General features: G+C 63.0%; 12 protein-coding genes. 8 read left to right on the top strand and 4 right to left on the bottom strand.

Annotated features, from left to right (window positions below; all coding sequences use genetic code 11):
- Window positions 1–7: 7 nt before the first annotated feature.
- The 4 genes from NKH17_RS00175 to NKH17_RS00160 all read right to left on the bottom strand — a co-directional run bounded on the left by NKH17_RS00175 (window position 8) and on the right by NKH17_RS00160 (window position 4,117).
- Window positions 8–850, bottom strand: coding sequence for a carbohydrate ABC transporter permease (locus NKH17_RS00175; protein WP_352645338.1), 843 nt, complete (start codon window positions 848–850; stop codon window positions 8–10).
- A complete protein-coding gene (locus NKH17_RS00170) occupies window positions 847–1,692 on the bottom strand; it encodes a carbohydrate ABC transporter permease (protein ID WP_352645339.1) in 846 nt (281 codons plus the stop codon). The genes NKH17_RS00175 and NKH17_RS00170 overlap by 4 nt, the downstream gene beginning before the upstream one ends.
- A 76-nt stretch (window positions 1,693–1,768) precedes the next feature.
- Entirely contained in the window at window positions 1,769–3,037 is a 1,269-nt protein-coding gene (locus tag NKH17_RS00165; protein WP_352897756.1) for an ABC transporter substrate-binding protein, read from the bottom strand.
- Window positions 3,038–3,073: 36 nt separating this feature from the next.
- On the bottom strand, window positions 3,074–4,117 hold the full coding sequence (locus NKH17_RS00160; protein ID WP_352645342.1) for a LacI family DNA-binding transcriptional regulator: 1,044 nt from the start codon (window positions 4,115–4,117) through the stop codon (window positions 3,074–3,076).
- 226 nt (window positions 4,118–4,343) lie between these two features.
- Here NKH17_RS00160 and NKH17_RS00155 point away from each other — a divergent pair, with 226 nt between their 5' ends.
- The 8 genes from NKH17_RS00155 (at window position 4,344) to NKH17_RS00120 (ending at window position 13,604) form a co-directional block, all read left to right on the top strand.
- The gene (locus NKH17_RS00155) at window positions 4,344–5,318 is read left to right on the top strand and encodes a sugar-binding transcriptional regulator (RefSeq protein ID WP_352701800.1); all 975 of its coding nucleotides are present in this window, start codon (window positions 4,344–4,346) and stop codon (window positions 5,316–5,318) included.
- Window positions 5,319–5,362: 44 nt separating this feature from the next.
- Entirely contained in the window at window positions 5,363–6,808 is a 1,446-nt protein-coding gene (locus NKH17_RS00150; RefSeq protein ID WP_352897754.1) for an ABC transporter substrate-binding protein, read from the top strand.
- Window positions 6,809–6,959: 151 nt separating this feature from the next.
- Window positions 6,960–7,883, top strand: a complete 924-nt coding sequence (locus NKH17_RS00145; protein ID WP_254818724.1) for a carbohydrate ABC transporter permease — start codon at window positions 6,960–6,962, stop codon at window positions 7,881–7,883.
- A gap of 9 nt (window positions 7,884–7,892) precedes the next feature.
- Complete coding sequence (locus tag NKH17_RS00140) at window positions 7,893–8,750, top strand: carbohydrate ABC transporter permease (protein WP_352897752.1); 858 nt, start codon at window positions 7,893–7,895, stop codon at window positions 8,748–8,750.
- Between the two features lie 4 nt (window positions 8,751–8,754).
- On the top strand, window positions 8,755–9,873 hold the full coding sequence (locus tag NKH17_RS00135) for an ABC transporter ATP-binding protein (protein WP_352476539.1): 1,119 nt from the start codon (window positions 8,755–8,757) through the stop codon (window positions 9,871–9,873).
- Window positions 9,870–10,994 carry an ABC transporter ATP-binding protein gene (locus NKH17_RS00130; RefSeq protein WP_352476540.1) on the top strand — a complete coding sequence of 375 codons (1,125 nt, stop codon included), beginning with the start codon at window positions 9,870–9,872 and terminating at the stop codon, window positions 10,992–10,994. The genes NKH17_RS00135 and NKH17_RS00130 overlap by 4 nt, the downstream gene beginning before the upstream one ends.
- Window positions 10,994–12,556 carry an FGGY-family carbohydrate kinase gene (locus NKH17_RS00125; protein WP_352897749.1) on the top strand — a complete coding sequence of 521 codons (1,563 nt, stop codon included), beginning with the start codon at window positions 10,994–10,996 and terminating at the stop codon, window positions 12,554–12,556. The genes NKH17_RS00130 and NKH17_RS00125 overlap by 1 nt, the downstream gene beginning before the upstream one ends.
- A gap of 7 nt (window positions 12,557–12,563) precedes the next feature.
- Window positions 12,564–13,604 carry a 2-hydroxyacid dehydrogenase gene (locus NKH17_RS00120; protein WP_352476542.1) on the top strand — a complete coding sequence of 347 codons (1,041 nt, stop codon included), beginning with the start codon at window positions 12,564–12,566 and terminating at the stop codon, window positions 13,602–13,604.
- Window positions 13,605–13,606: the final 2 nt, after the last annotated feature.

Genomic DNA, 13,606 nt, shown 5'->3' with positions numbered 1-13,606 from the left:
GTGCGCGTCATCGATTGGCGATCCCCCACATGGCGAACAAATATTTGCGGACGGCGAAGATGAAGATCAGCGCCGGAATGACCAGTGCCGCGCCACCGGCAAATTTGAGGTAGAGCGGCGACTCGCCGAGGCTCTGCAGCAGGAAGGCGGTCAGCGTCCGGTTCTCTATGGTGAGCACTGCGGCGGCAAACACCTCGTTCCAGGAGATGGTGAAGGCAAACACCGCCGACGCCGCGATGCCCGGCAGCGCCAGCGGCAGAATGACTTTTCGGAATGCCTGCAATCTCGTGCAGCCCAGCGTCCAGGCAGCTTCCTCCAGCTCGACTGGGATGCCGGAGAACAGCGAGAAGGTGATCAGCACGGCAAACGGCAGCGCCAGCGTGGTGTGGACCAGCGCCAGCCCGATCGCGGTATCGTCGAGGCCGGTGCGGATGAACATCACCGCCAGCGGCAGCGCCAGCAGCGGCAGCGGGAAGGCGCGGGTCATCAGCACGAGGAAACGGAACGTTTCCTTGCCTGGAAAATCGAAGCGCGACAGCGCGTAGCCCGCGGGTGCGCCGAAGCCGATCGAGAGCAGCATCGTCAGCGTGGCGACGAGAACGGAGTTCCACAGCGCCTTGGCAACACCAGCGAAATTGATGAAGAAAGAAAGGCTGCCGAAATCGAATGACGGGAAGAAGCGCTTGGGAAAGGCGGTCACCTCTTCCGGCGACGACAGCGCGTTGACGATCAACAGATAGATCGGCAGCAGCACCCAGACGCAAAGCAGGATGACGGTGGCGACCAGCAACCAGTTGCCGGCTTTGCGGGCCTCAGGCGCCGCGATCGGGAGCTCCGCGACCGTGCTCATATCCGCGCTTCCTTCGGCACACGCAGCACCCGCAGGAAGAACAGCGTGAAACCGATCGAGATGGCGAGGATGAACAGCGCCATGGCGGCGGCGACATTGCGGTCCTGCAGCGTGAACTGCCAATTGTAGGTCTCGCCCATCAGCACCGGCAGATTGGTGCCGCCGAGTGCTGCAACCACGGCGAAGACTTCAAAGGCAAGGATGACGCGCAGGATGATCGCCGTCTGCAGGCTTGGGCGCAGCAGAGGCAGCGTGATCTTGATGAAGCGCTTCCACGGGCTAGCGCCAAAAACCTCCGCCGCCTCGTAGTATTCCCGGGGGATCAGCCCCATGCCGGCGACCAGAATGACCATCATGATGGCGGTCGCGCGCCAGATCTCGGCCAGCGCCACGGCGATGAAGATCGTCAGCTTGCTCTGGTAGCCGAGGAACATAACCGGCCTGTCGATGACGCCGAGATTGGAGAGCAAGGTGTTCAGGAAGCCGGACTGGTCGAAGATGGCGAGCCAGATCAGTCCGGCGGCGAGATCGGAAATGCCGAGCGGAATAGCGAAGATGTAAAGCGCAGCGCTGCGTCCGGTTTCAAGCCGCGACACCATCGTTGCCATCAGCAGCGCCATCACCAGTTGGATCGGCACGACGATGGCGCTCAGCAGCAGCGTGTTGCGGACAGTGACCGGAAACTTCCAGCTGCCCGCCATGGTGCGGAAATTGTCGAGCGTAAAGCCGCCGTCGCGGGTGAACGCCTCGAAGGCGACCAGCGCGAACGGGTAGAGGAAGAAGACGCAGAGGAACAGCGTCGCCGGCATCAGCAGCAGATAGGGAAGGGCCTTGCCGTGCATGGAGCGCTCTCTATTCGACGCTTGAAAACGGGTGGGCGCCCGGCGCGCTGGAAATCCGGACGCCCAGGGAGGATTCTTAGTCAACCGGGCAGGCGCCTTGCGATGGCTTGTCGGGCGCCCAGCACGGCGCCTTCGCCTGTTCGATGATCGCCTTCAGCGCCGTCGCCTGTTCGTCGAGCACGCCGTGCACATCCTCGCCGCCGAGCACGATGCGCTCGAAGCTGTCGGTGTAGATCTGATTGAACTTGCCGCCGAGGCCGCCAAGTCCCATCGGCAGCAGCGCCGGCAACGCATCGGGAGCTCCGGTCATGGTGGCGATCACTGGGCTGAAGGCCTTCACCGAGGCCGGCATGTCGTCGGGCAGCTTGACGTCGACGATGGGGAAGAAGTTTGTCGCCCTCAGCGTCGCGATCTGGGTTTCCGGTTTCAGCATATAGGCGACCAGCGCCTTGGCCTTGTCCATGTCAGGCGAGGTCTTCGGGATAGCGACACCGGCCACCACCGGCATGTAGCCGCGGCCTGCCGGGCCAGCCGGCGCCGGAAAGGCGACGAAGTCATTGGGTTTCTGGTTAAAGGCGTCGGCGAGGCGCGCCACGTGATCGAATGCCACCCAGACTTCGCCGGTCAGCAGCGGCTCCTGCATGAAGGCATAGTTGGTCGAATTCGGGTTGGTGTACTGCCACAACTCCTTGAATTTGTTCCACGCCGTCTCGGCCTCCGCCGAGCGGAACTTGGTCACCATCGAACCGGTATAGGACGGAAGGAGAAAACCCTCGAAGAAACGATGCTTCAGCCCTTTCGGGCCGGCCGGAAAACCGAACTTGGGCGAACCGGTCTTTTCAGCGATGTTTTTCGTCCACTCGATCAGTTGGTCATAAGTGATGGTGTTGAGATCGGTGCCGGCCGGCAGATATTGCAGCGCCTGTTTGTTTGCCGCCATCAGAAAGGTGGCCTGCATCCATGGCAGGTATTTCTGCTCGCCGGTGCCGAGCATGCCGAGCTTCTTGTAGGTGTCGTTGACCTTGACGCCACCGAGATCGACGCCAGAGAGATCGACAAGGTTCGCGCCGACGGTGGAGAAGTCTCCGTGCAGGCCGCCGAGCACACCTATGGTGCCGGAGCCGGCCTGCAGTTCGGCCTGAAGGCGGGTGAGCCAGGGCCCGTCCTCGGCGACCTGATAGTCGACCTGGCCGTCAAACCCCTTCAGCACTTCGCTGCGCATCTTCTGTGTCTCTTCCACTGGTCGCGCCTGTGTCGACCAGAACAACACCTGCTGGGCTTGTGCTGCGCCAGCAGCAAGCGACAACGCCAGCACCGCACCTGCCAATGTCCTCAACGCATTCATCGTCATCTTCCTCCCTGGTTGTGCGCCGCTAAGGCGTCAGTTCCGTCCTGTAGGTGCCGGGCCATGGCTTGCCCGCGAGACAAGTGTCGGCCGCACCAGCCGCGTCAGCGGCGTGGTCGGCCTGTCGCCGATGACGGTCAGCAGCATCTCGCCGATCTCGCGCGCGCACTGGCGGATCGAGGCGTCGAAAGTGGTCAGCCCCGGCGGCGCATAGGCGGAGGCGGCTATGTTGTCGAAGCCGATCACCGAAAGGTCGCGAGGAATGGCAAGTCCGGCGCGCCCCGCCTCTTCTATGACCGTCAGCGCCAGCTCGTCGAACAGCGCGACAATGGCCGTCGGCCGCTCGGCAGCGTGCAGCAGCCGGTTGATCGCCTGGATGCGGGCACCGCGATCGAAACGCGGCGCCGTCGCCACATCGAGCCTGACCGACGGATCGCCCCGGCGGGCGATCGCGGCGGCGAGCCCATCCTGCCTAAGATGGCGAAACGTCATCGGCTCGGAAATCGTCACCAGGCCGAAATGCCGGTGTCCGAGGTCGTAGAGCATGTCGAAGGCTTCGCCGAAAGCATGTGCGCCATCGGTATCGAGCCAATGGTAGGCAAAGTCGCCGTCGAGCAGCCTGCCATGCGCGACGAAAGGGAAATTGCGTTGGCGCAAATAGGCAAGCCGCTCGTCGACCTCGGCGATACGGGTGACGACGACCCCGTCGGCGCGGCCCGATTCGACGACATGGCGAAGCACGGAAAGTTCCGACTGGCCCTGCGCCGCTGCGGCCAGGATCAGGTCGGAGCCGTGCGAAACCAGCCCTTCGCCGAGCCCTGTGACGAATTCGCCGAGGAAGGAATCGACCAGATTGGGGCCGCGGATCGGCAGCACCATGCCGACAAAGCCGCTGCGGCCGGAGACCAGGGTGCGGGCTGCGGTATTCGGCACATAGCCGGCCAGGCGCGCGGCCTCGGTGACACGTTGGCGCGTTTTCAAGGCGATCTGCTCGTGGCCGGCAAGGGCCCGCGAAACGGTGGTGATTGACAGGCCGAGCTGCGCAGCAAGTTCCTTGAGGGTGGTAACGCGGGCCGGCATCGTTCCTCCCGAACGAAGTTTGAAACGTTTGTAATCACTTCAAGCGAAATTGCAAACGTTTTAAATGGCGCGCGGTTGGTGTGATTTCTTGCCCGTTGGGTAGCGCGGCCCTATCGACCCCGGCCCGCAAGCTCCTAGTCGGCGATTTAAACGCAGCGGTTGCTTGACTCGGGCGACGCCATGTGAAAAATTTTGCAGCAACTGATAAAAATATCAAAGGGCGGAAATGGTTGGTTTTGGCAACGGCCTGCTGCGCGACGATGAGACAGGTATGGCAGCCCGTGCCGCCTGGCTTCACTATGCCGGCGGCCTGACCCAGTCGGAGGTCGCCAAGCGGCTCGGCCTGACCAGCCTCAAGGCGCATCGCCTGATCACCAAGGCCAATCAGGAAGGCCTGGTCAAAGTCTATATCGACGGCGAAGTCTCCGAATGCGTGGAGCTTGAGGACGAGTTGTCCGGCCGCTACGGCCTCGACTATTGCGAGGTAGTTCCGGACTTCGATGCCGAAGACCTGCCGCTCAAGGCGCTCGGCATCGCCGGCGCGCAGTTTCTCAAGCGCGAGATCGAACGCGGCGAAGAGGCGCTGATCGGCGTCGGCCACGGCCGCACGCTTGCCGCCTGCGTGGAGTATCTGCCGCGCATATCGGCCGGCCGGATCCGTTTCGTCTCGCTGCTCGGCGGCCTGACGCGCAAGTTCTCGGCCAATCCGCATGACGTCATCCACCGCGTCGCGGAACGGACCGGTGCGGAGGCCTATGTGATGCCCGTACCGATGTTCGCCAACACGGTCGAGGATCGAACCGTGTTGCTCGGGCAGAAGGGCGTCAGCGATGTCTTCGACCTCGCCAAGTCCGCCGACTTGCTTATCGCCGGCATCGGCACCGCCGAGCGTGAGGCCTCGCTTGTCGCCACCGGTATGATCGAAAAGGGCGAGATGGAGGAGATCCGCCGCAATGGCGGCGTCGGCGAACTGCTCGGGCATTTCTTCGACAACGCCGGAAAGGCCGTTGCGACGACGCTTTCCGACCGGGCGCTGGCGCTGGCGCGCGAAGACATCAGCAACCGCAGGATTGTCGCCGTTGCCGGCGGCAAGGTGAAGGTTCGCGCCATCAAGTCAGTGCTGGAGGGCCGCTATCTCAAAGGCTTGATAACCGACGAGCGGACGGCGCGATCGCTCGTGGAACAGACGCCGGTCGGGTAGCCGGCAACCATTTCGTTGAAACTACCCTGTGGAGGAGAAGAGAAATGCATGAGAAAGAGAAAGACCTCATCGACGCGTTCCTGCGTGGACAAGTCGACCGCCGTGGGCTGATCAAGGGCCTCGGTACAATGGGCCTTGCCGCCAGCACCGCCGGCACACTGCTCAATTTCGGGCAGACCCGCGCCCTGGCGGCTGATTTCGACTGGCAGGCGCATAAGGGCAAGACCATCAAGCTGTTGCTCAACAAGCATCCTTACGCCGATGCGATGATCGCCAACCTCGACAATTTCAAGCAGTTGACCGGCATGAATGTCGTCTATGACGTGTTCCCCGAAGACGTCTATTTCGACAAGGTTACCGCCGCGCTGTCGGCCAGCTCGCCCGAATACGATGCTTTCATGACGGGCGCCTACATGACCTGGACCTACGGCCCGGCCGGCTGGATCACCGACCTCAACGAATGGATCAAGGATCCGGCCAAGACCAACCCGAAATATGCCTGGGACGACTTCCTGCCCGGCGTCAGGAAGTCCTGCGCCTGGAACGGCCAGCCTGGCGGAGTGCTCGGTTCCGACGACGCCAAGCAGTGGTGCATTCCGTGGGGTTTCGAACAGAACAACATCACCTACAACAAGGGCATGTTCGACAAGGTCGGCGTCAGCGTTCCCGGCAATATGGATGAGATGGTCGCTACGGCGGCGAAGCTCACTAAGGACGTCGGCGGTGGCGTCTACGGCATCGGCGTGCGCGGCTCGCGCTCCTGGGCGACGATCCACCCGGGCTTCCTGTCGGCCTACGCCAATTTCGACCAGAAGGACCTGAACGTCTCGGCTGACGGCAAGCTGTCGGCCGCGATGAGCACCGCCGAATCCAAGGCTTTCCACAAACAGTGGGTCCAGATGATTCAGGAGAGCGGCCCGAAGGACTGGTCGACCTACACCTGGTACCAGGTCGGCACCGATCTCGGTGCAGGCGCCTCGGCGATGATCTACGATGCCGACATTCTCGGCTACTTCATGAATGGCGGCGATAACAAGATGGCCGGCAAGCTCGCCTTCGCGGCGTTCAAGGCCAATCCCGCCGCCAAGGCACCGACGCCCAATATCTGGATCTGGTCGCTGTCGATGTCCAACTTCTCCAAAGACAAGGACGCCACCTGGTACTTCATGCAATGGGCATCCGGACCCGAGCATGCACTGTTCGGTGCGACCAAGATGGACTTCGTCAATCCGGTCCGCCAGTCGGTCTGGAACGACCAGATGTTCCGGGACAAGTTGAACAAGAGCTATCCCGGTTATGTCGAGATGTTCGACGTCTCGGCGCCGGGCGCCAGCATCAAGTTCACTCCGCAGCCGCTGTTCTTCGATCTCACCACCGAATGGGCGGCGACGCTGCAGAAGATGGTGGCCAAGGAAGTGCCGGTCGACGAGGGCCTCGACAAGCTGGCCGAGAGCATCAACGGCCAGCTCAAGGAAGCCGGGCTCGGCTAAGGCGCGGCAAAGGCTGGCCCGTCGCGGGCCAGCCTTTGAGATGTGATACGTTTGCGACGCGGTCCCGAAAGGTGCCGCCTGCTCGCCCTACCGGCCGCCTTGCTCCCTTGGGCGGCCGGGACGGCGAAGCAACAGGATGACGGAGCAGCAGATGACTGCGGCGACAATACAAAGAAACAGGCCGTCGGGCTTCAGGATCAGCAAGCGTGTGCTGCCTTACCTCCTCAGCCTGCCGGCCCTGCTGGTCTGCATCGGAATCCTGATCCCGTTCCTGACCTCGGTGGTCTATTCGTTCCAGCGCTACCGGTTGAGCCAACCCTGGGCGCGGCAGTTCAACTGGGGCGACAACTATATCTCCTTCTTCACCGACCCGAAGTTCTGGAACACGCTGGAGATTTCGCTGCTCTACGCCGGCATCACCGTCGTGCTCGAGCTGCTTCTCGGTCTCGGCATCGCCATGCTGCTGCAGAAGCGCTCGACGCTAAACAACTTCATCTCGATAATGCTGTTGATGCCGCTGATGACGGCGCCGGCGCTCGCCGCGCTGATGTGGAAGCTGATGACCAATCCCGGCTTCGGTGTGCTCAGCTATCTCGCTAGCCTAATCGGGCTGCAGGATTTCCGCTGGGCCTCGTCTCCGTCGACGGCATTGCTCACCGTCGTCCTTGTCGACATCTGGGTCTACACGCCTTTCATCATGATCCTGCTGCTTGCCGGACTGCGCAGCCTGCCGACGCAGCCCTTCGAGGCGGCAGCACTCGACGGCGTGCCGCGCAGCTTCGTCTTCTTCCGCATCACCCTGCCGATGCTGACCCCCTACATCCTGACAGCGACGCTGTTCCGCCTGCTCGATTCAATCCAGCAGTTCGACATCATCTACGCCATGACCCAAGGCGGGCCGGGCGATACGCTGACCGTCTTCCAGGTGGAGGCCTATCTCAACTTCTTCCAGTCGACCAATGTCGGCCGCTCGGCAGCACTGATGATCATCCTGTGGGCGATCACCTATTTCCTCTCGAACATTTTCATCAAGAACTGGCTGCGGCTGCGCGAACGCGCCCGTGGCCATGCATAGGAGGCTGGCATGGAACACACCTCCCTACTCGAACGCATCCTGCGTGGCATAGCCCTGGCGCTGGTCGTGATCTTCTTCATGTTCCCGATCGTCTGGATCCTGATGATGTCGTTCCAGACCAACGAGACAATCCTGCGGATCCCGCCGCAGCTTGTCTTCGAGCCGACGCTCGCCAACTACACCGCCTTGATCACAGGCAAGCTGATGACGGCAGCCGGCACGCTCGACATCGCCTTCATGCGCAATCTCTGGAATTCCGTCTTCCTGTCGGTCACCTCGGTTGCCGTCGCGCTGCTGCTCGGCGTTCCCGCAGCCTATGCCTTTGCACGGCACAAATTCCGTGGCTCGGAGGACATCGCCTTCACGCTGCTGTCGTTCCGGTTCGCGCCGGCGCTGCTGGTGCTTTTGCCGCTCACCCTTTATTTCCAGAAGCTCGGGCTGGCCAACACCTATATCGGGCTGATCTGGGTCTACCAGCTGATCTGTCTGCCGCTGATCCTGTGGATCGTGCGCGGCTATTTCGAGGATATTCCGGCCGACATCGAATACGCCTACCGCATTGCCGGCCATTCCTGGTTTGCCACCTTCTGCAAGATCGCGCTGCCGCTCGCCGGGCCGGGCATTGCCGCTGCCGGCCTGCTCGCCTTCATCTTCGCCTGGAACAATTTCGTCTTTGCGCTGGTGCTCGCCTCGGCCGACAAGCAGCCGGTGACGGTCGGCGCGCTGGCGTTCATCACCTCCTCCGGCATCCAGTACGGCCAGATCTCAGCCGCGATCGTGCTGTCGATCACGCCGACGCTGGCGCTCGCGCTTTATGCGCAGCGCTATCTCGTCGAAGGCCTGTCGCTTGGCGCGGTGAAAGGATAGTCCGATGGCAAGCCTCGAACTGCGAAACATCGTCAAGCGCTACAAAAGCCAGACCGTTCTCGACAATCTGTCGCTGACCGTCGCCGACGGCGAAACGCTGGTCCTGTTCGGGCCGTCCGGCGCCGGCAAGACGGTGCTATTGCGGCTGGTCGCCGGCGTCATCGACCCCGACGAGGGAAAGATCCTCATCGGCGGCGAGGACATGACCGACGTCGACGCCGAGTTCCGCGGCGTCGGCATGGCATTCCAGAACTTCGCGCTGTTCCCGCATATGACGGCGTTCGACAACATCGCCACGCCGCTGCAGGCGAAGCATTCGTCGCAGGGCGCGATCAAGGCTGGCGTCGAGAGCGTCGGCAAGCTGTTGAAGATCGGCCATGTGCTCAGCCACAAGCCGCGGGCGCTGTCCAACGGCCAGAAGCAGCGCACTGCGCTTGCCCGCGCCCTGGTCGGCTCGCCGCCGCTTCTGCTGCTCGATGATCCCTTGCGCAACGTCGATGCCAAATTGCGCTTCGAAATGCGGCTCGAACTGCCAAGACTGCTCGCCGATCGTGGCGCAACTGTTGTCTACGTCACCCAGGACTACAAGGAAGCGATGGCGCTTGGCGATCGCATCGCAGTGATGTCGCAAGGCGTCGTGAAACAGCTAGGCACACCCGAACAGATCTATCGCGAGCCGGCCAACGTCGAGATCGCCCGGCTGTTCGGCGACCCGACCATCAACCTGCTCGACGTCAAGCCGTCCCGGGATGCCAAGGGCGTCTATGTCGGCCTGTCCAATGTCCAGGTCCATCTGGCCGGCGCGCATGAGGCGGCGGTCGGCCGTGACTGCGTGATCGGCTTGCGGCCGGAGGCGCTGGCCTTTGTTGACGAAGGCACGTCCGGCGCCATCCCGGTGACGGTCGAGGCCGAGACGCCGCTCAACGAGAAGATCGTCACACTGGTGCGCACCGTGCGAGGCCGTGAAATCCTGGTTTCGCGTCCGTCCGGGATACCGGGTCAATCCGAGGGCAGGGCGCATATCGCTGTCGACAGCAAAAGCGCCCTGCTGTTCGATCGTGCAAGCGGCGAGCGCATCGGCTCGAAAAATGTCGTCAATTTGCGCAGTGGAGAAGCGGCATGAGCCCGAGCGCAATCACCATTTCGGGCGTCGACAAGTTCTACGGTCCGGTCGACCGCGGCGTGCACGCCGTCAAGAACCTGACGATGGAAATCGCCAAGGGCGAGATCGTGGCACTGCTCGGCTCATCCGGCTGCGGCAAGACCTCGACATTGCGCATGATCGCAGGCTTCGAAGAGGTCTCGCGCGGCACAATCTCGGTTGCCGGCCGCAAGGTGCACACGTTGCCGCCGGTCAAGCGCAACGTCGCGATGGCCTTCGAGGGGTATTCGCTCTACCCGCCCCTGACCGTGCGCGAGAACATGGCCTTCGCCCTCAAGGCTGCCAGGCTGGCTAAGAGCGCGGTCGATGCAAAGGTTGCTCATATCGCCAAGCTGCTTGAGATAGAGGACATTCTCGAGCGCTATCCGAGCTCGATCTCCGGCGGCCAGCAGCAGCGCGCCAGCCTCGGCCGGGCGCTGATCCGCGAAGCCAACCTGCACCTGCTGGACGAGCCGATGGGCCAACTCGAGCCGCAGCTTCGCGCTGTGCTGCGCGGCCGCATCAAGCACTTCATCAAGGAGCGCGGCCTGACCGCGATCCTGGTCACCCACGATCAGACGGAGGCCAATGCGCTGGCCGACCGTATCGCCGTCATGGAAGGCGGCGTGCTGCAGCAGTTCGATACGCCTGACAGGATCAAGGAGCGGCCGGCAAACCTGTTCACCGGCACCTTCGTTGGCGAGCCGCCAATGAATGTCTTCGAAGCCTATGTCGGCACGACTGACGGCAAGATCAATCTCAAGCTGCCCGACGGGCTTTCGCTGGACTACGACAAGGATGCCTTCAGCGGCCCGGTTCGCGACGAATTGCTCAACCGGCAGCGCGTCGTCATCGGCGTCAGGCCTTATGCTGTCCGCCGCTCCAAGGACGGCGTGCCGGCCACGGTTTCGGCCAATCAATGGCTCGGCGATCAGACCCATATCGCCGCCGATTTCGCCGGCGGTTCGCTGGTTCTGGTCGAGCATGACCGGACCCGCCTGGAGCTCGGGGCGCCGATCAAGGTCAGCATCGATCCAAAAAACCTGCACGTCTTCGATCAGGCGAGCGGTGACGCCATTTCGCATGGCACGGAGCTTGCCTGATGCGGGATGTGCTGATCGGCGTCGATGCCGGCACGTCTGTCATTAAATCCGTCGCCTTCGACACGGCGGGCAGGCAGATCGCGGCCGCCGCGCTGCCCAACAAGTACGAGACACTGCCGGGCGGCGGCGCCGAACAGGACCTGACACGCACCTGGGCCGATACCGCGACGACCTTGCGCGAGCTTGCCAACAAGGTGCCGGACCTCGCCAGCCGGACCATTGCCATCGCCGTGACCGGGCAGGGCGACGGCACCTGGTTGATCGACAAGGATGGTGAGCCGGTGGCCAAGGGCTGGCTGTGGCTCGACGCGCGCGCTGCCGCGGTCGTCGAGGAGATACGCGCGCGGCCCGAGGACCGGCTGCGCTTCGAAAAGACCGGCAGCGGGCTCGCTGCCTGCCAGCAAGGATCGCAGTTCGTCTTCATGAAGCGCCACATGCCCGCGATGCTTGCCAATGCAGCGACGGCCTTCCACTGCAAGGACTGGCTCTATTTCAAGTTGACCGGCCAACGCGCCACCGACCCGTCCGAGGGCACCTTTACCTTCGGCGACTTCCGCACGCGCGGCTATTCAGATGATGTGCTCGAGGTACTCGGAGTCACCGATCTCCGGCATCTGCTGCCGCCGATCGTAGATGGCACCAGGCAAAGCACCTCGCTGTCGGCGGCAGCAGCCAAAGCGACCGGTCTGCTCGCCGGCACGCCGGTCGTTCTGGCCTATGTCGATGTCGCCTGCACGGCGCTTGGCGCCGGCCTGTTCGATCGCGAGCGCAAGCCGGGATGCTCGATCATTGGCTCCACCGGAATGCATATGCGGCTTGCCGAAACGCCGGAGGAGGTTCTGCTCAATGAGGCTGCAACCGGCTACACGATGACGATGCCGGCACCGGGCGTCTTTGCGCAGATGCAGTCGAACATGGCGGCAACGCTCAATATTGACTGGGTCCTTGGCCTCGCCTCCGGCATTCTCGCCTCGCAAGGTATCACACGGACCAATGGCGAGATGATCGCGCTGGTCGACCAGTGGATATCGTCGTCCGAGCCAGGCTCGTTGCTCTACCAGCCTTATGTCTCGGAGGCCGGCGAGCGCGGCCCGTTCGTCGATGCCAATGCCCGGGCCGGCTTCATCGGCATTTCGTCCAGGCACGGCTATGCCGACATGGTTCGTGCGGTGTTCGAGGGACTGGCTTTCGCGGCACGCGATTGCTACGCCGCCATGGGGCCGCTGCCCAAGGAAATCCGCCTGACCGGCGGAGCGGCCAGGAGCCCGGCGCTGCGCAATATCCTGGGTGCTGCGATCGGCGCCGACATTCGCACCAGCGAGCGCGAGGAGGCCGGTGCGGCGGGCGCTGCAATGATTGCTGCGGTCTGCGTCGGCCAGTACGCATCGATGGACGATTGCGTCAGTGAATGGGTCACACCGTTGCTCCGTGCGTCCGAGCCCAGCGATCGAAAACTTGCCGCTGCCTATGAGGCGATGGCTCCGTCCTACACATTGGCGCACGAGGCGCTGCGGCCAGTCTGGCGTTCGCTGGCCGCGTCCAGGCAAACCGACGTGAATTGAGAAGAGCATGCCCAAGAAAATTGCGATCATCGGCGACCGCTTCATGCTTCCAAACGTGTTTCGCGAGAAAATCGAGGCGGCCTGCGGCGACAATCTCGACATCCGCACCGTTGAAACCGCTTGGCCCGACGAGCCGATGCAATTCGGCAATGCGGCGCTCGGCCTCGACAAGGTCAAGGAGTATTTCGGCGATCCGGACGAGGTGGTCGATTTTATCGGCGATGCCGAAATTTTTGTTACCCAGCTTGCGCCGCTCTCCGAAGCCATGATGCAGCGCCTGCCCACACTCAAGCTGGTTGCGGTGTCGCGCGGCGGGCCGATCAACATCGACATGGCTGCCGCCAAGACCCATGGCATCACGGTGGTCAATGTGCCCGGCCGCAACGCCAGCGCGGTGGCCGAGTTCACCATTGGCGCCATTCTCGCCGAAACGCGGCTGATCCGCGTCGGTCACGAAGCCTTGCGCAAGGGCGAGTGGCGCGGCGATCTCTACCGCGCCGACCGCACCGGCCGCGAGCTCAACGAAATGACCGTTGGCGTCATCGGCTATGGCAATATCGGCACCAGGCTGGTTCGGCTGCTGCGTGCTTTCGGCTGTCGCATCCTGGTCTGCGATCCCTATGTGCAGTTGAGCGTCGAGGACCGCAATGCCGGCGTCGAGCTGGTAGCGCTGGACGATCTGCTGTCGCGCTCCGATGTGGTCACGCTGCATTCTCGGGTCACCGAAGAGACGCGCGGTCTCATCGGCAAGGACGCTATTGCCCGGATGAAGCCAGGCGTAATCTTCGTCAATACCGCGCGCGGACCGCTGGTCGACTACGATGCACTCTACGAGGCGCTCGTCTCGGGACAGATCGGCAGTGCCATGTTGGAGACGTTCGCCGTCGAGCCGGTGCCTGCCGACTGGCCCTTGCTGCAGCTGCCGAACGTGACACTGACGCCGCATATCGCCGGCGCGTCGGTGCGCACGGTGACTTATGCGGCCGAGCAGGCGGCCGAGGAAGTGCGCCGCTTCATCGCCGGTCTGCCTCCGGTCAATCCATGCTGACG

Source organism: Mesorhizobium sp. M1334 (genome assembly GCF_040317995.1).
Taxonomy (GTDB): domain Bacteria; phylum Pseudomonadota; class Alphaproteobacteria; order Rhizobiales; family Rhizobiaceae; genus Mesorhizobium.
This window is presented reverse-complemented; position numbering and strand designations above follow the sequence as displayed.

What these genes read in the sequence shown, in the direction of transcription:
- NKH17_RS00135 (WP_352476539.1), top strand. Translation starts at nt 8,755, where the DNA reads ATGGCAAGCCTCGAACTGCGAAACATCGTCAAGCGCTACAAAAGCCAG.
- NKH17_RS00125 (WP_352897749.1), top strand. Translation starts at nt 10,994, where the DNA reads ATGCGGGATGTGCTGATCGGCGTCGATGCCGGCACGTCTGTCATTAAA.
- NKH17_RS00130 (WP_352476540.1), top strand. Translation starts at nt 9,870, where the DNA reads ATGAGCCCGAGCGCAATCACCATTTCGGGCGTCGACAAGTTCTACGGT.
- NKH17_RS00150 (WP_352897754.1), top strand. Translation starts at nt 5,363, where the DNA reads ATGCATGAGAAAGAGAAAGACCTCATCGACGCGTTCCTGCGTGGACAA.
- NKH17_RS00120 (WP_352476542.1), top strand. Translation starts at nt 12,564, where the DNA reads ATGCCCAAGAAAATTGCGATCATCGGCGACCGCTTCATGCTTCCAAAC.
- NKH17_RS00175 (WP_352645338.1), bottom strand. Translation starts at nt 850, where the DNA reads ATGAGCACGGTCGCGGAGCTCCCGATCGCGGCGCCTGAGGCCCGCAAA.
- NKH17_RS00140 (WP_352897752.1), top strand. Translation starts at nt 7,893, where the DNA reads ATGGAACACACCTCCCTACTCGAACGCATCCTGCGTGGCATAGCCCTG.
- NKH17_RS00145 (WP_254818724.1), top strand. Translation starts at nt 6,960, where the DNA reads ATGACTGCGGCGACAATACAAAGAAACAGGCCGTCGGGCTTCAGGATC.
- NKH17_RS00160 (WP_352645342.1), bottom strand. Translation starts at nt 4,117, where the DNA reads ATGCCGGCCCGCGTTACCACCCTCAAGGAACTTGCTGCGCAGCTCGGC.
- NKH17_RS00170 (WP_352645339.1), bottom strand. Translation starts at nt 1,692, where the DNA reads ATGCACGGCAAGGCCCTTCCCTATCTGCTGCTGATGCCGGCGACGCTG.
- NKH17_RS00165 (WP_352897756.1), bottom strand. Translation starts at nt 3,037, where the DNA reads ATGAATGCGTTGAGGACATTGGCAGGTGCGGTGCTGGCGTTGTCGCTT.
- NKH17_RS00155 (WP_352701800.1), top strand. Translation starts at nt 4,344, where the DNA reads ATGGTTGGTTTTGGCAACGGCCTGCTGCGCGACGATGAGACAGGTATG.